Raw genomic sequence first — 19,289 nt, 5'->3', positions numbered from 1 at the left:
GGGGGAAGGGGGCCGCGTGCCGAAGATCCAGGCGCCGACCGTGGCGGAGCACCGGGCCGCGCAGCGGGCCGCCCTGCTCGACGCCGCCCGCTCCCTGCTGGCGGAGGAGTCGGAGCGGGCGCCCAGCATGGCGGAGGTCGCCCGCCGCGCCGGGCTCGCCCGCTCCAGCGTGTACGCCTACTTCAAGTCGCGGGACGATCTCCTCGACGCCCTCATCGTCGACACGTTCCCGCGCTGGTCCGCCTACGTCCGGGCGCGGATGGGACGGGCCAAGAGCCCGGGTGACCGGATCCTGGCCTACGTCTACGCCAACCTCCGCCTGGTCGCCCGCGGGGACCACGCGCTCGTCCGCGCCCTGGCCGCCTTCGGCCGCACCGACACGCTGGCCGAATCCAGCGGGCTGCTGCACAGGGAGCTCCAGGGTCCGCTCCGCGTCGCGCTGACCGAACACGGCGCCCCCGACCCCGACCGGACGGCCGAACTCGTCCAGTCGCTCGTCTACACCCTGAGCCGCATGATCGAGGAGGGCCTGTCCGAACGCGCCGCGCGGCGGCTCGCCCGCGAACTGCTCACGCCGTACATACGATCCGCGCTGCCGCAGCCGGAGCAGTAGAGCGCGGTCGGCGGTCAGGTGGTGGAGCCGACCAACCCGACCGGATCCCTCGCGGATGGCAGGACGTGGCCGTGGCCGACTTGGGCACGTTCGTGGCATTGCGTTGACCACAGCGTGCATGGTGTGTTTCGTCGTGACTATCTGCATTGGCGGCAGCCGCGGGCAGGTATGGGGGCGCGATGAGCATCCGGGTGGCGACGTTCAACGTCGAGAACCTCTTCGCGCGGTTCAGGTTCGACGCGGGCGTCGATCCGAGCACGGTCAGCAAGGACGGCTGGACGGTCGAGAAGACCGCCTTCCACCCCCTGTCGCTGGCCGACAAGGAACTCACCGGCGCCGCGGTCAAGGAACTGGACGCCGACGTGCTGTGCCTGCAGGAGGTCGAGAACGTCGACACCCTCAAGCACTTCCGGTCCCGCGCGCTGGGCGGCAGGAGCGCCTACCCCTACGTCGCGGGCATCGACGGCAACGACCCGCGGCTGATCGACGTCGCCGTGATGTCGCGGGTGCCCATCGTCCACGTCCGGACCTACCAGCACCTGCGCGTCCACGAGACAGGCTCGCGGGAGGTGTTCTCCCGCGACTGCCTGGAGGTAGACGTGCAGTGGCCCGGCCCGGGGCAGGTGCTGACGCTGTTCGTGCAGCACTTCAAGTCGATGATGGGCGGACGCGCGCAGACCGCGCCGCGGCGCCGCGCCCAGGCCCGCGCGGTCAAGCAGATCATTCTGGACCGCTTCGGGCCGGAGCCGGGAGCGCACCCGTTCATCGTGTGCGGCGACCTCAACGACTTCATGCAGGCCGACGACCAGGGCGAGCCGGCCATCGACGACCTCGTCGGATGGGACCAGGTGGTCAACGTGGTCGACCGGCTCCCCGAGGCCGAGCGGTGGACCCACTTCTTCAAGCGGCGCAAGCACTACACCCAACTCGACTACCTGCTGCTGTCCCGCTCCCTGGCCGCCGCCAACCCCGGCCCACCCGAGATCATGCGCAAGGGCCTGCCGCTGCGCGCCGACCGGTACCCCGGTCCGCACTTCCCCGGGGTCGGCCGCGACCACCCCAAGTCCTCCGACCACTGCCCGGTCGCCATGACCCTCACCCGGCCGAACTGACCGTTCGCTTGATCCACGAGGAGTGCGGCGACGGCATCATGAGCGCCATCAACTTCCGCGTCGACTTCTCCCGGCGCCCGGATCCCGACGGGGACCGGGTGGTCATCACGTTCGACGGCGAGTTCCTCGACTACAGATGGTGACCGGCTGGGCGTAGCCGACGGCCCGGCCAGTCCGGGCGGGCGGAGCGGGAGCGAACGCGGCAACCGGACGACCTGGAATTTCTTTCGAACCTATCCGGCATATCAGCCATCTCACCCTACAACTGACCAAAGAGGCGAGGGGGTCCCCACCATGACGCAGAGTGCCGGCCGTCGTTCGTTCGTGGCGCTTGCCGGAGCCGGGCTCGCGCTGGCACTCTCCGTCACCGGATGCAGCTTCGACTTCAGCGTGGGCGACCCCGAGCCCGCCGCCGAGGAGCCCGGGACCGCCGTGGAGCCCGAGGAGGCGGGGCCGCCGACGGGCTCCTCCCCCGGCGGTGACAAGCCGTCCACGTCCCCGCGGGCGGGCGGCTACGAGATCCCCGTATGCCTTCCGGGGCAGCTCATCGCCGAGCTGCACGAGCAGCCGTCCGACTCCGAGGAGAAGGTGCTGGCGATCCTGACGCTGTCCAACAGGTCGACGGCGGACTGCGTCCTGCCCGGCGGCTGGGCGCCGCTCGGGCAGGGCGGCGGGGGCGGCCCGCACTACGCGGCCGTGGAAGGCGCCCGCGAAGCGCACCCGAACCCCGGCATGCGGATCACCCTGCGTCCGGGAGCGACCGCTTACGCGGGACTGAAGTGGGGCACGAGCCCGGAATGCCCGTCCGCCGACGGCTGGGCGGTGTCGTGGCACGGCTCCTGGCTTCCCGCCGAGGTGTCCTGGCGGGGCGGGCAGCGCGACATCTGCCCCGGCACGCTCACCCAGGGCACTCTCCAGCCCAGTCCGAACACCGTCAACTACAACTGATCTCCGGGGCCGGTGCGGGCCTCGACTCCGGCATGCGAGGCTCGGTCCAGCATTCCCAGCCACTTGCCGGCGGACGCGGGGCGCCGTGCGGAACGGAGATCGGCCAGTGAAACTCGATGTTCAGCTGGACGGCAGGCCCGACGAGGCGGCGCAACGCGCCCGCGCGCTGATCGCCGCCGGGGTGGACGGCCTGTTCACCTTCGAGGGCCCGCACGACGTCTTCCTGCCGCTGATCGTCGCGGCCGGCTCACCGGACGTGCCGCCGGCCGACCTGATGACGAACGTCGCGATCGCGATCCCCCGCAGCCCGATGAACCTGGCCAACATGGCCTACGACCTGCACCTGCTGAGCAAGGGCCGGTTCCGGCTCGGGCTGGGCTCGCAGATCAGGCCGCACATCGAGAACAGGTACGGCTCGGAGTGGAGCAGGCCGGCCGCCCGGATGCGCGAGGCGGTGCTCGCGGTGAAGGCGATCCTGAACTCCTGGCAGGACGGCACCCCGCTCGACTTCCGCGGCGAGTTCACCAGGCACACCCTGATGCCCGCGACGTTCGTCCCCGGACCGAACCCCTACGGCGTCCCGCCGGTCCTGCTCGGCGCGCTGGGACCGGTGATGACCCGGACGGCGGCCGAGGTCGCCGACGGGCTCCTGGTCATGCCGTTCCACAGCCACCGGCATTTCCGCGAGCGCACGCTCCCGGCCGTTGCGGAGGGCCTGGAGCGGGCGGGTCGCGACCGGGTCGAGGTGTACCCGCAGGCGATCGTCGCGATGGGCGACACGCCCGAGGAGATCGAGGCCGCGACCTTCGGGGTGAAGGCACTGCTGGCGTTCTACGGTTCGACCCCGGCGTACCGGCCGGTCCTGGACATCGAGGGCTGGGGGGATCTGCAGCCCGAATTGAGAGCGCTGTCCAAGACCGGCGACATCATGACGATGGTCGGGCTGATCGACGACACGATGGCGCGGACCCTGGCGGTCGTCGGAACGCCGGCCGAGTGCGCCGCCGAGATCAAGACCCGGTTCGGCGACGTGGCCGAGCGGATCTGCGCCTACTTCCCCGGAACGACCCATCCGGAGAAGACGATCGCCGCCCTCGCGGACGAACTTCGCCGGACGCCGTGAACGCGCCCGCCCGCCACGGGTGATCGCCGCCTTGGCCTCCCGTCAGGGCGCGGCCGTCGCGGACGAGGTGGCCGGCGGAGTGAACGTGCACGGCAGCCGCTTGTAGCCGTTGATGAACCCGGACATGAGCCGGTCGGGCTCCCCCGCGGTGATGTCGGGCAGGCGGGTGAAGAGCTCACGGAACATCACGGTGATCTCCCGTCGCGCCAGGTTGGCGCCCAGGCAGAAGTGCGGGCCGGGTCCGCCGAACCCGACGTGCGGATTCGGCGAACGCGTGATGTCGAAGCGGTCGGGGTCGGTGAACATCGACTCGTCGCGGTTGGCGGACCAGTAGAACAGCGTCACCCGCTCGCCCTTGCGGTAGGTGTGGCCGTTCATCTCGTAGTCGCGGGTGAGGTTGCGGCGCATGAAGATGACCGGGCTGCTGTAGCGGACGATCTCCTCGACGGCCCCCGCGATGCGGCCGTCGAAGTCGGCCAGCAGCAGCTCCCGCTGCTCGGGGTGCTCGGTGAACAGCTTCAGGCCGTGCGCGATCGCGTTGCGGGTCGTCTCGTTCCCGGCGACCACCAGCAGCAGGAAGAACGTGGCGAACTCGCGCGGGCTCAGCCGCTCGCCGTCGACGTTGGCGTTCACCAGCGCCGAGGTCAGGTCGTCGGTGGGCGTGGCCCTGCGCTCCCGGCCGAGCTGGGCCGCCAGGCGGTGCAGCCGCCAGCCCGCCGACGCGATCGTGCCCAGCATGCGGACCGTGTCCACCCGGCCCAGCTTCGGCGTACCGCCGCTGTACTCCACGGTGGCGCCCACGTACTCGGGGTCGCTGTAGCCGACGATGATGTTGGTCAGGTCCACCACCCGCTGGTGGTGCCGGGCGGGAATGCCCAGCATGTCGCAGATGACCTCGACCGGCAGCCGCGCCGCGGCCCGGGACACGAAATCGCCGTCGCCGGTCGCGATCAGCTCGTCCACGATCCGGGCGGCCCGGTTGGCGATGTCGTCCTCGGCCTTGGCGAGCATCCTGGGGCTGAACGCCCGCGACACGATCCGGCGGATCTTCGCGTGCCGCGGGTCGTCCATGTCGATCATCGAGTTGAAGTACTTGTCCATCCAGCGCGGCATGTCGGCCGGGCTGGTGGCGCTGGGCTCGCTGCTGAACACCTCGGGGTTGCGGCTGGCCTCCGTCACGTCCTCATGACGGACCAGCGCCCACGACCCGGGGCTCTGCGGCAGGAAGGGCAGCTTCGGAAGGGTGAAGAACACCGGTTCGGGGTGGGCGCGCAGTAGCGCGAAGGCCCGCGCCCGCTCGTCCAGGGGGCGAGCCCAGAACCGCAGGTCGCTCAGGTCGATGTCCGCCAGCTCCAGCTGCGGGGGGTTCTCCGTGGTCATCGGCCCTCACGCTCCCGTCTCACCGCGACCAATCTGGTGAAGCAGCACACCAGAAGTATCTGGTGTGTACCGTCTCCAGATTTGCGGTCGAAGTCAAGGGATGCGGCACAATCGGGGCTGTGCCGTCCCAGCCTTCTCGCGCCCGCCCCTACCGCGGCGTCCCCGCCGACCAGCGGCGGGCCCGCCGCCGCGCCGCGCTGCTCGCGGCCGGGCTGGAGCTGCTGGGCACCCGCGGCTGGGCGGCCGCGACCGTGCGGAAGGTGTGCGCCGAGGCCGGGCTCAACGACCGCTACTTCTACGAGAGCTTCCCGGACCGGGAGGCCCTGCTACTGGCGGTCATCGACGACCAGGTCGCCCAGGGCACCGCCGTGATCCTGTCCGCCGCCCGCGAGGCCCCCCGGGATCCGCAGGCCCGCACCCGCGCCGTGGTCACCGCCGTGTTCGACTTCCTGACCACGGACCCGCGGCGCGCGCACATCCTGACCCACGCGTTCCCCCTGTCGCCCCTGCTCCAGCGGCGGCGGGTCGAGATCATCCGGACGCTGGCCGGCATCTTCGCCGCCCAGGCCCACCAGACCCTCGACCACGTCTCGCTCTCCGACACCGACCTGGAGCTGACGGGGCTGACCCTCACGGCCGGCCTCTGGGAGCTGTTCACCAACTGGTTCCGCGGCGACCTCGGCATCGACCGCGACCACCTCGTCGACTACACCGTCGCCCTGATCCTGACGACCACCGAGCTGGCCGCGCCCCTCCACCACCGGCTCCGCTGACCACGCCGCCGGCACGCGGACGCGGGGCCGTGCAGGGTTCCGCCCCCGCCAGTCCCCCGGTGGTCAGCTCGGGGACGAGCAGGCGGTGAGGGTGTCGATCAGGGTGGCGCGGAGGAGGGCCACCTTGTAGGCGTTGTTCGGCAGCGGGCTGCAGCGGGCGGCCGCCAGGTCGGCCGCGGCGGCCAGGGTCTCCTCCGTGGCGGGCTTGCCGACCAGGGCGTCCGCAACCTCGGGCAGGAGGAGGGGTGTGCGGGCGACTCCGCCGGCGGCCACGGTGGCGGACGCGATCGTGTCACCGTCGAGGGTCAGCCGCGCGACGGCTTCGACCAGGGGCCATTCCGCCATCTCCCGGGCAGTGGCGCGGCGGTAGGCGGCCCGTTCGCCCGGCGTGGGCGCGGGCATGAGCACGGCCTGGAGGATCTCGCCGGGATTCAGGAGATGGTCGCGCGTCGGGTCGGTGCCGTCCCCGTACAGCTCGGCGATCTCCAGCGGTGACCGGCCGTGGACGTCGGCCGTCGCGGCATAGGTGAGCAGGGCGACGGCGAGCGAGGAGGGGTGCGGGGCGATGCAGGGGCCCTGGTCGACGACGGCCGAGTACAGGTGGGCGCCGTCGCGGGCGGGGCAGCTGTCGCCTCCCGTCTGGTGGCACGTGAAGGCCGGATGGCGCAGGTACCAGCACCGGTTGCGCTGCAGCAGGTTGCCGCCGACGGTGGCGACGTTGCGGATCTGCGGGGTGGCGATGGCGGCGGCCGTCGCGGCGAGCGCGGGATAGGCGGCGGCCAGGCGGTCGTCGGCGAGCACGTCGGCGATGGACGTGAGGGCGCCGATGCGGGCGGAGCCGTCCGGCCGCCACTCGGTGCCGCGCAGGCCCGGGATGCCGAGCAGGTCGACCGGGGTGCCCGCCGCCCGGCTCATCACGTCGGTGCCGCCGGCGCGCAGCTCGCCGCCGGTGTCGCGGACGGCCTGGGCGGCGGCCTCGATGGTGGTCACGCGCCGATCCCCTCCAGCAGCAGGTCGGGCCTGATGGGCAGGTCGTGCGGGCGCCGGCCGGTGGCGTGCCGGACGGCGTTGCCGATCGACGCGGCGACCGCCATGGTGCAGACCTCGCCGAGGCCGATGCCGCGGCCGGGCACGTGGTCCCAGCCCTCGGTGTGGAAGTACACGTCGATCTCCGGGGTGTCGGCGATACCCGGGATGCGGTAGTCCTCCAGGTTCGCGGTGAGCACGGTGCCGGTGGCCGGGTCGTCGTGCCGCTGCTCGTACAGGGCGTAGCCGATGCCCTGGATGACCCCGCCCTCGCACTGGTTGCGGGCCAGCCGGGGGGCGTAGACGTGGCCGGCGGTCACGCCGCTCCAGACGCGGGTCGGCCTGATCCGGCCGAGCAGGGTGTCCACCTCGACCTCGGTGACGACGACCGCTCCCGAGAAGCCCCGGCCGATGGCGAAGTGGTCCAGCGGGAAGGGCGTGACGTATCCGCGGCGGTCCCGGGGGCGCCTGCCGACGACGTGGAGCCCCTCGGCGTCTTCGAGGGAGCGGGCGCCGAGGGCCTTGCGGAGCCGGTCCGCCGCGTCCTGGGCCGCGGGGGCGATGGACGGGGTGGAGCAGCTGCTGGCGGAGGTCGGCCCGTAGGCGTGGTCGCTGTTCCCGACCTCGACGCGCACCTGGCCCGGCCGCAGGTCGAGCGCGGACCGCACGACCTCGGCGATCACCGAGCGGCTGCCCGTCCCGATGTCCTGCGTGGCGATGCGGGCGACGACGGCGCCCTGCTCGACGGTCAGCGAGACCTTGGTGCCCGGGTCGAGGAAGTACATGTAGTTGGCGGCCGCGACGCCCACGCCGCGCCGGATGCGGCCGTCGCCGGGATCGCTGCGGTCGCGCCACATGGGCAGGGCCGCGGCCCGGTCGTAGAGCGCGTGGCGCTTGGCGTTGCCGTCCCAGCGGCGGCGCAGTTCGATGGGGTCCTCGCCGCGGCGCAGCGCCATCTCGTCCACGCCCTGCTCCAGCGCCCACAGCATCGGCGGCAGGCCGGGGCCCCGGAACGGGATGCCGGGGGCGCGGTTGGTGACGTGGTCGTAGTCGCGGATCCGGCGGGGCGCGTTGCCGTAGAAGAACCGCGAGTGCCAGGCCGCGTTGGACCCGATGGAGACGCCGGAGTCGCCGTGCGCGTCCATCGTGAAGGCGGACAGCTTCCCGTCGGCGTCGGCGAGGAGGGCCAGCTCGATGCGCACCCCGGGGCGGGTGCCGCCGTCGACGAGCTCCTCCGGCCTGCTGAGGACGACCCGGACCGGCGCGCCGTGCAGGCGGGACAGCTCCACCGCCGCGACCACGTCGGACGTGACGTTGACCTTGGAGCCGAAGCCGCCGCCCACGTGCTCGGCCACGATGTGGACCTGCTCCGGGCGGAGCTTCCAGCGCTTGACCGCCTGCGCGGCGACACGCGTGACGGCCTGCGTGGACAGGTGGAGGTGCAGCTCCTCGCCTTCCCAGCGGGCCACGCAGCCGTGCGGCTCCATGCACGTGTGGGCCTGGACGCCGGTGGTGTAGGTGGCCTCCACGAGGGTCTGGGCGTCGTCGTCCCGGGCCTTCTCGATGCGCTTCTCGGCCGTGCCGCCGCGCCAGCTCATCGCGGCGGGGCCGCGCACGTTGCCGTTCCACTTCGCGGAGGCGAGCGGGCCCTCGTTGGCGCGCGGAGCCCACTCGCGGGACTCCTTGGTCGGGTAGACGGGGGTCTCGTCGTCCGGCGAGAGCACGGCGGGCAGCTCGGTGTACTCCACCTCGACCCGCGCCGCGGCCGCGAGCGCCTCGGCCCTGGTGGGCGCGGCGACCGCGGCCACCGGCTGGCCCACGTACCGGACGACGCGGTCCGGCGGCAGCATCTCGGTCACCGGGCCGTCGAACCGGATCTCGCCGACCTTCGCGTGGGGGTGCGGCGACCGGACGATCACGCCTTCGAGCTGCCCGTCCAGGACGACGTCCGCGGTGTACCTCGCGGCGCCGGTGATCTTGCTGAGGGCCTCCACGCGCGGCGGCGTCACCGTCCCCTCGTCGTGCTCGCCCGCGCACGCGGCGGCGACCGCCGCGTAGATGCCGGCGTACGCGCCGCAGCGGCACAGGTGACCCGCCAGGGCCTCGGCGATCTGCTCGCGGGACGGCTCGGCCGTGCCGTGCCCGGCCCGCCAGCGGTCCACGAACGCGGCCGCCTCCACCACGAAGCCCGGCGTGCAGTAGCCGCACTGCAGCGCGTCGTGCGCGGCGAAGGCCCGCTGCACCGGATGGTCGCCGCCGAGCCCCTCGACGGTCGTGATCTCGCGGTCCGCCGCCGCGCCGGCGGGCAGCAGGCAGCTCGCCGCCGAGCGCCCGTCGACCAGCACGGTGCAGGTGCCGCACACGCCCGTCCCGCAGGCGACCTTGGTCCCGGTCAGCCCCATCCGGTCCCGCAGCACATCCGCCACGGTCTCCTCGGGCTCGACACCGACGTCCACGAGCTTGCCGTTGAGGCCGAATTCCATGCACGCTCCCCGCGCCGGGCAGTGATCAGCGTCATCGTGGCACAGCGAGCAGGGTAAATCATCACTTTCGCACGATCTCGGGGCTAAGATCATTGCTGACGCTCAACGCCCACGGCAGACGGGAATCACCGGTGTCGCAACAGCCAGGCGTGCCGCAGGGGATCGACCCGAACACCCCGAACGTGGCCCGCATGTACGACTACGTCCTCGGCGGCAAGGACAACTACGCCGCCGACCGCGAACTCTCGGGCCACCTCATCGCCTCCATCCCGGACGGCGTCGAGGCACTCCGCGCGAACCGCCGCTTCCTCGGCCGCGCCATCTCCTACGTCGCCGAGCAGGGCATCGACCAGTTCATCGACCTCGGCGCGGGCCTGCCGAACCAGGGCAACGTCCACGAGGTCGCCCAGCGCGTGCACCCGCTCGCCCACGTCGTCTACGTGGACATCGACCCGATCGTCATCGCGCACGCCCGCGCCCTGCTGGCCGCCGACGACCGCACCGCCGCGCTGCAGGCCGACATGCGCGCCCCCGAGACCGTCCTGGCCTCCGACGAGGTGGCGCGGCTGATCGACTTCGACCGCCCGGTCGGCGTCATCTTCAACGCCATGCTGCACTTCGTCACCGACGAGGAGGACCCCGCGGGCATCGTCGGCGCGTTCACCGACCGCATGGCGCCCGGCAGCCACCTCGTCATCTCGCACAGCACCCTCGACGACCGCCCGGCCGACCTCGTCGAGATCATCGAGGACGCCTACGAGAAGGCATCGGCGCCCATGGTCTTCCGCGACCACGACCGGATCCTGCGCCTGTTCAACGGCCTCCCCCTCGTGGAGCCGGGCCTGGTCAAGGTCAACCGGTGGCACGCCGACGAGGCGGAGGCGGCGGCGAGCGGCGGCGCCTGGGTCTACGGCGGCGTCGCCGTCAAATGACCTCCGGGCAGGAGCGCGGTCCGCAGCCGCCCGGCCGCGGCTGGACCGGCCGCCTCCTGGCCGAGGGCAGCGACCCCGACCCGCGCTTCTCGCTCGCCAACGAGCGCACGTTCCTGGCCTGGATCCGGACGGCGCTGGCGCTGATCGCGGCCGGCATCGGCCTCGCGCTCGTCGACGACCTGGTCGAGGCGCCGGTGCGGCACGTCCTGTCGATCGGCTCCGCCGCCATCGGGGCGCTGGTCGCGGCGCTGGCGTTCCACCGCTGGCTCCGCACCGAGCGGGCGCTGCGCCGGGACGAGACGCTGCCGCCGCCCGCGCTCGCCCCGGTCATGGCGTACGGGCTGGCCGTCGCGTCGGTCGTCCTGCTGGTCGCGGTCCTCGTCGCCCGGTGAGGTCCCGCCGGCTCTGGGATCCGGGCGCGCAGCCGGAGCGGACGGCGCTCGCGTGGTCCCGCACCACCCTCGCCCTGATCGCCGCGGGCCTGCTGTGCGTCCGGCTCGCCCCCACGGCGGCGGGCGCGGCGCTGGCGGCGGCCGTCGTCTGCGGCGGCGCGGCCCTGCAACTGCGGCGCAGCAGCGCGAGCTTCCGCCACCGCCGGCGCAACCTCCCGGAGGGCGCCGGCGCAGCCGACCCCACCGCCGTCCTGACCACGACCCTCCTGACGCTCCTGCTGGCCGTCGTCACGATGCTCTTCGCACTCAGGTGAACCGGGGCGCACCGGGGCGTTCGATGGACATCCGCAATCGCGCGGACGCCCTGTTGCGATGATCACACAAACCGCGCCGATTTCCGCCCGCCCCCCGGGCCGGTTTCGCACAGGGAACGGGCGGCATGGCGATATCCTGTGCGAATGGGTCGCAAGGAGAATTCCGCGGACGCTACCGGGCCGGGACAGGGCGGCCCGTCGCTCTCGGCGCTGGACGGCACCGACCGCGAGATTCTGCGGATTCTCCAGAAAGACGGGCGCACGTCGAATTCCGAGATAGCGAGGCGCCTGGGCATCACCGAGACCACGGTGCGCAAGCGCATCGCCTCGATGCGGGAGCGGGAGCTCATCGAAATCGTCGCGGTGCCGACCCCGCGGCTGGCCGGATACAGCATCTCGGCGATTATCGGGCTCTCGGTCCACCTCACTCATCTGCGCGAGGTGAGCCGGCAGCTGATCGAGGCTCCGGAGGTCCGCTATTGCGGCCTGTCCACGGGCCGCTTCGACGTGATGATCGAGGCTTTCTTCTACGACCGGGAGCACCTGCTCCGGTTCACCACCGAGGTGCTCGGCGGGCTGCCGGGCATCACCGACGTGGAGACCTCGCTCATTCTCCGGATCGAGAAGTTCTCCTACGAGTGGGAGCTCGGCTGAGCGCTCCGGCGGCCGGCCGCGGCGGCGACGAGCTGCTCGAACAGCCCGGTCAGCCCGCTCTCCTCCGCGTGGCCCTGCACCCCGCAGGCGAAGGCCCGGCCGCGGACCTCGATCCCCTCGACGACCCCGTCCTCGGCCCACGCCGTCTCGACCACCTCCTCGCCGAGGACGTCGACCGCCTGGTGGTGGTGGGTGGCGATGTCGGCGTGCTCGCCGAGGGCGGCCTGCAGCCGGCTGCCGGGCCGGGTGGCGACCGGGTGCTTTCCGAACCCGGAGCGGACCGGCAGGTGCAGGGTGGAGCGAACGGCGTCGGGAAGGTGCTGTATCAGCGTCCCGCCGCGAATGACGTTCAGCAATTGCATGCCCCGGCAGATACCGAGGATCGGCAGGTCCGCGTCCAGGGCGGCGCCGGCGAGCTGGAATTCCCACTCGTCCCGCACGGCGTCCGCCCTGCGCACCGCCGGGTGCGGCCGGGCCCCGTATCGGCCGGGATCGACGTCCCCTCCCCCGGCCAGCACCAGCCCGTCGATCTCCCGCACCACTTCGGCCGCCATTCCGAGTTGCGGCGGGATGACGGCGGCCAGCCCGCCGGCGGCCATGACCTGCTCGTGATAGGCGACCGGAAGTACGACCGCGCGCCGCCGCCAGTCCTCCCATTCGGCCTCGGCCAGGTCGGCGCTGATACCGATCAACGGCTTTTTCCCCACACCCACCTCTCGATTGGCGCGACGTCCCGACTCCGGCAGGGCGAAGGAGCGTTCAGTGGACCTCGGTCTTGGTCAGCTGCGCGTACACCGCGGGGTCGCTCCGCCTGAGCTGCAGCGCCCGCGCGGTCCCGATGAGGAACGCCACCGGGATGACGCTGAGGAGCAGGACGTTGACCCAGTCGGTGCGGCCGGACAGCAGCTCGAAGTTGCGGGCCACCAGCCAGGACGCCACGCCGAGCCCGCCGAGGCTGAGCAGCGGCGCGACCATCGTGCTCCACACGGTCAGCCCGTGCGCGGTGTTCACCCGGTTGAAGTAGGAAACGATCGCCAGTGAGCACAGCGCCTGCAGCACGATCACGGCGAGCACGCCCGGCGCCACCATGAGCAGGAAGACCTGCAGGTAGGGGTCGGCTCCGGCGACCATGAACGCGCAGATCGCCACGAGCGCGATCGTCGCCTGCGCGGCGCTGGCCACGTACGGCGAGTGGTGCCTGGGGTGGACGCGGGCGAGCGCGCGGGGAAGCATCCGCTCGCGGCCGAGCGTGAACAGGTACCGCGACGCGGTGTTGTGGAAGGCCAGCGTGGAGGCGAACGCGCTGGTGACCAGGAGGAGCTCCATCATGACCACCGCGCCGCGCCCGACGTACTGCTCCGTCGCGGCGAACACCAGCCCGACCGGGTCGTCGGTGGCGGCGCCCACGATCTTCGACTTGCCGTACGCGACGTAGACGACCCACGCCATGAACGTGTAGAAGATCGCGAGGAACCCGACCGCCAGGTAGACCGCGCGCGGGACGGTCCGCTCGGGGTCCCGCGCCTCCTCCGCGTAGATCGCGGTCGACTCGAACCCGATGAACGCGCCGAACACGATCGCGAACATCGCGCCCGTGCCGCCGCCCGCGAAGACCGCCGACGGGGCGAACGAGTTCAGGTCGAAGCCCTCGGCGCCGCCCTTCAGGAGCACCGGCGCGGCGAGCACCAGCAGGATCGCGGCCTCCAGGAGCAGCGCGATGCCGAGCACCTTCGCGCTGAGCGAGATCCGCCGGTGGCCCAGGAAGGCCACGATCGCGAACGCGGCGAGGGAGAACACGGGCCAGGGCACGTCGACGCCGAACGCGTCCTTGACCGGCACCACCGCGAAGGCCCCCACCGCCCCGAGCTGGCCGATGGCGATCACCGAGTACGCCGTCGTCGCCAGGGTCGCCGCGCCGCCGCCCGCGGGACGGCCGAGGCCCTGCCCGATGTAGGAGTAGAAGGCGCCGGCGTTCTTGATGCGCAGCGCCATCCTGGTCAGGCCGACCGCGAAGAGCAGCAGCACGATGCCCGCGACCAGCTGGGCGCCGGGTGCGCCGATCCCGCCGATCATGAAGGCCAGCGGGGCGAAGCCCGCGACCACCAGCAGCGGCCCGGCCGCGGCCACGACGAAGAAGGCCAGCTCGAAGGGCCCCATGCGGCCGCGGATGTGCGGAGCCGACGGGGCCGCCGGTTCGCCTCGGGTGCTCTTCGCCTGCTCCGAGAATGTCATCGCTCTCTCCTGGGCTGGTCGTGGTCAGAAGACGACCGAGGCCGGGTGGCGCTCGGCGTAGGCGGCTGCGGCGGCGGTGAACGCGTCGATCCGGGGCCGGAGGACACCGGCGCCGATCTGGCCGCCGGACCGTCCGGCCAGCCCCCCGTCGATCAGCGGGGTGCGGCCGGTGGAGACGACGGCGTGCAGGTCGATGCCGACCGGCGTGCCGCGGAAGTCGAACGCCGGGATCCGGTATTCGGGGTGTTCGGACAGGGTGATGGAGTACATCGCCTCGTTGTTGGCCAGCATGGCCTCGAAGCTGCCGCCCTGGTAGTTCATCAGCGACGGGGCGCACGCCTGCGCCATCCCGCCGAGGCCGACGGTCTCGGTGACGCAGCTCTCCCCGCCGATCCATTCGGCGTCCGCCTCGGTGAACCCGTCGAAGAACCGCCCCTGGAGCTCGGGGTGGCCGCCGCGGAACCACTCGTCGCCGAGCCCGCTGACGCGGATCGCGAACTCGCGGCAGTTGATCGCCATGCCCGTGATCAGGCTGCTGTGCTCGACGCCGTGGGCGGCGTCCGCGGTGGCCTTGGCCGCGGCCATGCCGAGCCGCAGGAAGGCGTAGTCGTTCGCCTGGAAGAAGTCCATGACCTCCTCCACCCGCGTCCGCCACTCCGCCGTCACGGCCAGGTCGAACAGCCTCGGGGTGAGCTCCCGCTGCAGCAGCAGGGTCGCCGCCGTGTTGCGGCTGTGCAGCTCGTCGCCGAGCCGCAGCGCCCGGGCCATCAGCGGCTTCAGCGGGACCGGGCCGGCGGCGAGGCACTCGGCCAGCACCGGGGCCATGGTCGTCTCCAGCCACCGCAGGCCGTCGGCGACCTCCCGGTCGTAGGACCCGTAGTTCAGCCGGAAGCGGCTCTTGCCCTCGTAGAAGTTGCAGAAGGCGACGTTGCCGTGCGCGTCGTCGCGGACGACGAACACCGGCATCGAGGCGGTGTAGATGCCGGCGACCGAGCCGATGCAGTCGTGCTGCTGGGTCGCGCGGACCTGGATCTCCCCGCGGTCGAGCTTGGCCTCGGCGTCCTCGACCGTCCCGGCCAGGCCCTCGTAGACCGCGCCGTAGAGGATGGCGCGGCGCTGGCCGCCGGTGTACTCGGGCCATTCCAGCGGCGCACCGGACGTCAGGATGGTGGTCGGGGTCATCCCGGGGACGACGTCCCCGGCCGCGGCGACCCCGGTCAGCACCGGTTCGGCGCCGACGATCCTCGCGAGCGCCTCCGCGTTGGCCTTCTCGCGCAGCGTTTCGACCGGCGTCTCGTTCACCGCGGACACCTCAGAGCCTCTGCAGGTAGGTCCGGGTCTCCCAGTCGGTGACCACTGCGCCGTACTCACGGCACTCCGCGCGCTTGTACTCCAGGAAGGTGCGGTGGAACTCCTTGCCCATGACCCGCTCGGCGAGCCCGTCGGCCTCGAAGAGGTCCAGCGCCTGCTCCAGCGAGCGCGGCAGCGCGAGGTCGCCGTATCCGGCGAGCTCCTCCGCGCTCATCCGGTAGGTGTCGCGGTTGAGCGGCTCGCCCGGGTCGAGCTTGTTGACCACGCCGTCCAGCCCGGCGGCGAGGACGAGGCCGATGCCGAGGTGGTAGTTCACCGAGGCGTCCACGGTGCGGACCTCCAGGCAGTGCCGGTTCACCGGCAGCCGGCACATCAGGGTCCGGTTGTTCTCCCCCCAGCTCCGGTAGATCGGGGCCCAGGAGATCTCGTCCATGAACCCCTTGCTGGTGAACCGCTTGTAGGAGTTGACCGTCGGGCAGGTCACCGCGCTGATGGCGCCCGCGTGGGCCAGCACCCCGGCCACGAAGTGGCGGGCGATGTCGCTGTACCCGCCGCCGGAGTCGGCCTCGAAGAGGTTCCGGCCGGTCTCCTTGTCCGCCAGGCTGATGTTCAGGTGGGACGCGGAGCCGAAGTCGTCCTGGAACGGCTTGGCCATGAACGTGGCGATGCAGCCCAGCTCCCGGGCCACGTGCTTGGCCATCAGCCGGAAGATCACCATGCGGTCGGCCATGGTGAGCGCGTCGGCGTAGTCGAAGTTGAACTCGTACTGCCCGTCGCCGCCCTCGTGGTCGAACGAGTAGACCCCGTAGCCGAGCCGGTTCATGTAGTCGACCATCCGCCCCAGGAAGGGCTCGGCCAGCACCGTGGTCTCCAGGTCGTAGCCGCGCGTCGGGGAGTTCAGCTTGTCCTGCGGGACGAGCGGCTCCCACCCCCGGCCGGTCTCGCGCACCACGTAGAACTCCGGCTCGATCCCCACGTTCACGACGAAGCCGAGGTCCGCGGCCTCGCCGACCTGCTGAAGCAGGAAGTTGCGCGCCTCCTGCGGGTAGCGCTCGCCGTTGAGGTGCAGGCTGGCGGGGACCACCGCGACCTCCGGCTTCCAGGGCAGGACCACCAGCCGGTCCAGGTCCGGGATGCCGGCGCATTCGTCCTCGTGCGGGCCGAGGTCGCCCATGCCCTCCAGCGCCCCGACCGTGTACAGCTCCGAGCCCTCGGCCATGGAGGGCAGCGACTCGACCGGGACGCACTTGCTCTTGGGCACGCCGTGGATGTCGACGTAGAAGCCGAAGACGAACTTGACGCCCTGCTCGATCAACTGGTCCCGGAGGACTTCAGCCTGTGACACAAAACACTCCTCTGCCGGATTTCGACTCATGATGCGGATGACAGAGTCGAATGTCAACAGTGAAGTGTCCGACGAGTGCTTGATTTCGATCTCGAAACCCGCGGAAACCCGTGCGGCGCGGCGTGCGGGACGTCCTCGTCCAGGAGCACGGCACGCTCTGCTCCGGCGGCACCGCGAAATCGAGCGGCGTCGTCCGATGCCGCTACGGGGTGCCCTCGACGCACGGACCATCGGCCACGCCGACGCGCAGGCCCTGTGGCCGCACGCCGACCTCGCCGGCTTCGCGGCGTTCGCCTACGAGCCGAGAGGCGGCTACGGCGACGCCTACCAGACCGGGCAGGCGTTCGCGGCCGCCGCCCGGCGGCGCGGCGTGGCCGTCCGGCGGCACGCTCCGGTGAGCGGCATCGCCCCCGGCGCCGGGGGCCATCGGCCCCCGAGTTCGCCGATCCCCCTACACGCAGGCCGGCCAGGTGCGCTGACCACGCCGGGCCGGAGCGCCGGCGCGAGGAGTCGTCAGGTGAGCTTCTTGCCGACGCCGCATACGGAGTCGACGTTCTGGGGGGTGTCGTCGACTTCAGGGAGGTCCGGGCGCCACATGGAGGTGGGGACCACGCCGGGCTCCACGAGTTCCAGACCCTCGAAGTAACGGGCGATCTGGTCGGGGCTCCGCAGGTGGTACGAGCTCGCGGAGTTGGCGTTGTAGGTCTCGATGGCGTGGTTCAGCGTCGGGTTGGTGTCGGTGCCGTCGGCAAGGGCCAGGTAGCTGCCGGCCGGAAGCGCGTCCAGCAGGCGCTTCGCGATTCCCCACGGATCGTCGGAGTCGGGTAGCTGGCCCATGATGCCGAGCAGCGTGAGCCCGATCGGCTGGGAGAAGTCCAGGGTCTTGGACGCCTTCTCCAGGATCAGGTCCGGGTCGCGCACGTCGGCGTCGATGTAGTCGCAGGCCCCCTCTGGGGTGCTCGTCAGGAGAGCTTGGGCGTGCACCAGCACGAGGGGGTCGTTGTCCACGTAGACGATGCGTGAATCGGGTGCCACACGCTGGGCCACCTCGTGGGTGTTGTCGACGGTGGGCAGCCCCGTCCCGATGTCGAGGAACTGCCGGATCCCGGCCTCGCCCGCGAGGAAGCGCACGGAGCGGGCGAGGAAGTAGCGCTGCAGCCTCGCCAGCAGCGCGATGTCGGGGAACGTCTGCTGGATCATCTCGCCGACCGCGCGGTCGGCCGGATAGTGGTCCTTGCCGCCCAGCAGGAATCCCCAGACGCGGGCCGAGTGCGGCCGGTCCGACTGGATCCGGCCGGCGAGCTCGTCCCGGGGGCTGTCGCCGGCGTCCCCGGCGGGGTGATCGCTCATGGCCCTCAGTTTCACACGCCCGGCCGCGCCGGGCGGCCGAGTGGGCGAACCCGCCCGATACGGCCCCGTCCGGTAGGAGCCCGCCCGGACCGGGCAGATCCGGAACGTCGTCGCTCATCCGCAGTTCACAGGCTTGTGCGCGGGGACGGCGGGTACGAGGTGTCCGATCGGGGGGGCGGCATGGGCATGATCGACGGGGTCGGCTGATGGGCGCGGGCGGGCGGTTGTGCCTGGTGACCGGCGCGAGCGGCTACATCGGCGGGCGGCTGGTCCCGGAGCTGCTGGACGCCGGCCACCGGGTGCGGTGCATGGCGCGCTCGGCGCGGCGGCTGCGCGACCATCCGTGGTCCGGGCGGGTGGAGATCGTCGAGGCCGACGCCACCGACCCCGCCGCGACGCGGCGGGCCCTGGACGGGGTGGACGTCGCCTACTACCTGATCCACGCGATCGGCGCCGCGGGCGGCTTCGCCGAGGCGGACCGGCGGGCTGCGCGCACCTTCGCGGACGCGGCGCGGGAGACGGGGGTGGGGCGGCTCGTCTACCTCGGCGGCATGGACCCCGAGGAGGAGTTGTCCCCGCACCTGCGGTCCCGCGCCGAGGTCGGCGAGATCCTGCTCGGCAGCGGGGTCCCGACGGCGTGGCTGCGCGCCGCGGTGATCATCGGCTCGGGGTCGGCGTCGTTCGAGATGCTGCGCTACCTGACCGAGCGGCTGCCGGTGATGGTCACGCCGCAGTGGGTGCGCACGCACATCCAGCCGATCGCCATCCGGGACGTCCTGTACTACCTGGCGGCCGCCGCCGACCTGCCCCCGGACGTGAACCGCGGGTTCGACATCGGCGGACCCGACGTCCTCACCTATGCCGAGATGATGCGGCGCTACGCGGCCGTCGCCGGGCTCAGGCGCCGGATCATCATCCCGGTGCCGGTGCTGAGCCCCCGCTTGTCGAGCCTGTGGGTGGGGGCCATCACGCCCGTTCCCGGCGCTCTCGCGCGGCCGCTGGTGGAGTCGCTGCGCAACGAGGTCGTCCGCCGGGAGCACGACATCGACGAGTACGTGCCGCCGCCCGGCGCGGCGATCGGTTTCGACCTGTCCGTGGCGCTGGCGCTGCGCCGCGTCCGGGAGGCGGACGTCGCCACCCGGTGGTCGTCGGCCAGCACGCCGGGGGCGCCCAGCGACCCGCTGCCGACCGATCCGGACTGGGCGGGCGGCAGCCTCTACACCGACGAGCGCACCTGCCCCGCGAACGCGTCGCCCGAGCGGGTGTGGGAGGTCATCGAGGGGGTCGGCGGGGAGCAGGGC

At 72.2% G+C, this 19,289-nt stretch carries 19 protein-coding genes; 11 read left to right on the top strand and 8 right to left on the bottom strand.

The window, feature by feature from the left end; genetic code table 11:
* The 5 genes from E1266_RS24260 to E1266_RS24240 form a co-directional block, all read left to right on the top strand.
* Positions 1-613: TetR/AcrR family transcriptional regulator (locus tag E1266_RS24260; protein WP_243718802.1), on the top strand; the 613-nt coding region annotated here is incomplete at its 5' end.
* Positions 614-792: 179 nt separating this feature from the next.
* Entirely contained in the window at positions 793-1,725 is a 933-nt protein-coding gene (locus tag E1266_RS24255) for an endonuclease/exonuclease/phosphatase family protein (protein ID WP_132050675.1), read from the top strand.
* An 8-nt stretch (positions 1,726-1,733) separates the two neighbouring features.
* Positions 1,734-1,868: a hypothetical protein gene (locus tag E1266_RS24250; protein ID WP_279436345.1), complete on the top strand. Its 135-nt coding sequence runs from the start codon at positions 1,734-1,736 to the stop codon at positions 1,866-1,868.
* Between the two features lie 151 nt (positions 1,869-2,019).
* Positions 2,020-2,673: a DUF4232 domain-containing protein gene (locus E1266_RS24245; RefSeq protein ID WP_132050673.1), complete on the top strand. Its 654-nt coding sequence runs from the start codon at positions 2,020-2,022 to the stop codon at positions 2,671-2,673.
* Between the two features lie 106 nt (positions 2,674-2,779).
* Positions 2,780-3,796 carry a TIGR03617 family F420-dependent LLM class oxidoreductase gene (locus E1266_RS24240; protein ID WP_132050671.1) on the top strand — a complete coding sequence of 339 codons (1,017 nt, stop codon included), beginning with the start codon at positions 2,780-2,782 and terminating at the stop codon, positions 3,794-3,796.
* Between the two features lie 42 nt (positions 3,797-3,838).
* Here the strand turns inward: E1266_RS24240 and E1266_RS24235 are convergent, their stop codons facing one another.
* Positions 3,839-5,176 carry a cytochrome P450 gene (locus E1266_RS24235; protein ID WP_132050669.1) on the bottom strand — a complete coding sequence of 446 codons (1,338 nt, stop codon included), beginning with the start codon at positions 5,174-5,176 and terminating at the stop codon, positions 3,839-3,841.
* 119 nt (positions 5,177-5,295) lie between these two features.
* On the opposite strand from E1266_RS24235, the gene E1266_RS24230 reads away from it, so the two are divergent.
* Positions 5,296-5,949 (top strand): TetR/AcrR family transcriptional regulator, encoded by a 654-nt coding sequence (locus E1266_RS24230; protein WP_165966190.1) that lies wholly within the window; start codon positions 5,296-5,298, stop codon positions 5,947-5,949.
* Between the two features lie 63 nt (positions 5,950-6,012).
* Here E1266_RS24230 and E1266_RS24225 read toward each other — a convergent pair whose 3' ends face one another.
* Both E1266_RS24225 and E1266_RS24220 read right to left on the bottom strand, forming a co-directional pair.
* A complete protein-coding gene (locus E1266_RS24225; protein WP_243718801.1) occupies positions 6,013-6,939 on the bottom strand; it encodes an FAD binding domain-containing protein in 927 nt (308 codons plus the stop codon).
* On the bottom strand, positions 6,936-9,458 hold the full coding sequence (locus E1266_RS24220; protein WP_132050665.1) for a molybdopterin-dependent oxidoreductase: 2,523 nt from the start codon (positions 9,456-9,458) through the stop codon (positions 6,936-6,938). The genes E1266_RS24225 and E1266_RS24220 overlap by 4 nt, the downstream gene beginning before the upstream one ends.
* Before the next feature lie 131 nt (positions 9,459-9,589).
* Here E1266_RS24220 and E1266_RS24215 point away from each other — a divergent pair, with 131 nt between their 5' ends.
* The 4 genes from E1266_RS24215 (at position 9,590) to E1266_RS24200 (ending at position 11,750) form a co-directional block, all read left to right on the top strand.
* Positions 9,590-10,390: an SAM-dependent methyltransferase gene (locus tag E1266_RS24215; RefSeq protein ID WP_132050663.1), complete on the top strand. Its 801-nt coding sequence runs from the start codon at positions 9,590-9,592 to the stop codon at positions 10,388-10,390.
* Positions 10,387-10,782 (top strand): DUF202 domain-containing protein, encoded by a 396-nt coding sequence (locus E1266_RS24210; RefSeq protein WP_132050662.1) that lies wholly within the window; start codon positions 10,387-10,389, stop codon positions 10,780-10,782. The genes E1266_RS24215 and E1266_RS24210 overlap by 4 nt, the downstream gene beginning before the upstream one ends.
* Entirely contained in the window at positions 10,779-11,096 is a 318-nt protein-coding gene (locus tag E1266_RS24205) for a DUF202 domain-containing protein (protein WP_132050660.1), read from the top strand. Before E1266_RS24210 ends, E1266_RS24205 begins: the two co-directional genes overlap by 4 nt.
* A gap of 144 nt (positions 11,097-11,240) precedes the next feature.
* Positions 11,241-11,750, top strand: a complete 510-nt coding sequence (locus E1266_RS24200) for an Lrp/AsnC family transcriptional regulator (protein WP_132050658.1) — start codon at positions 11,241-11,243, stop codon at positions 11,748-11,750.
* Here E1266_RS24200 and E1266_RS24195 read toward each other — a convergent pair.
* From E1266_RS24195 to E1266_RS24170, 5 genes are all read right to left on the bottom strand, one after another.
* Positions 11,729-12,442, bottom strand: coding sequence for a gamma-glutamyl-gamma-aminobutyrate hydrolase family protein (locus tag E1266_RS24195; RefSeq protein ID WP_132050656.1), 714 nt, complete (start codon positions 12,440-12,442; stop codon positions 11,729-11,731). The two genes, E1266_RS24200 and E1266_RS24195, sit on opposite strands and share 22 nt — an antisense overlap.
* 67 nt (positions 12,443-12,509) lie before the next feature.
* Entirely contained in the window at positions 12,510-13,982 is a 1,473-nt protein-coding gene (locus tag E1266_RS24190) for an APC family permease (protein ID WP_132050654.1), read from the bottom strand.
* 24 nt (positions 13,983-14,006) lie between these two features.
* Entirely contained in the window at positions 14,007-15,284 is a 1,278-nt protein-coding gene (locus E1266_RS24185; protein ID WP_132050652.1) for a DUF1116 domain-containing protein, read from the bottom strand.
* Positions 15,285-15,294: 10 nt separating this feature from the next.
* Positions 15,295-16,638: a hypothetical protein gene (locus tag E1266_RS24180; protein WP_132050650.1), complete on the bottom strand. Its 1,344-nt coding sequence runs from the start codon at positions 16,636-16,638 to the stop codon at positions 15,295-15,297.
* Positions 16,639-17,151: 513 nt separating this feature from the next.
* A complete protein-coding gene (locus E1266_RS24170; RefSeq protein ID WP_132050648.1) occupies positions 17,152-17,988 on the bottom strand; it encodes an SAM-dependent methyltransferase in 837 nt (278 codons plus the stop codon).
* Positions 17,989-18,194: 206 nt separating this feature from the next.
* On the opposite strand from E1266_RS24170, the gene E1266_RS24165 reads away from it, so the two are divergent.
* The coding region (locus E1266_RS24165; protein WP_132050646.1) for an NAD(P)H-binding protein at positions 18,195-19,289 on the top strand (1,095 nt) is incomplete at its 3' end.

It is taken from the genome of Actinomadura sp. 7K534, assembly GCF_004348575.1.
Lineage (GTDB): Bacteria > Actinomycetota > Actinomycetes > Streptosporangiales > Streptosporangiaceae > Spirillospora > Spirillospora livida.
Note: the sequence above shows the minus strand (reverse complement) of the source record. Positions and strands in the feature narration are given on the sequence as shown.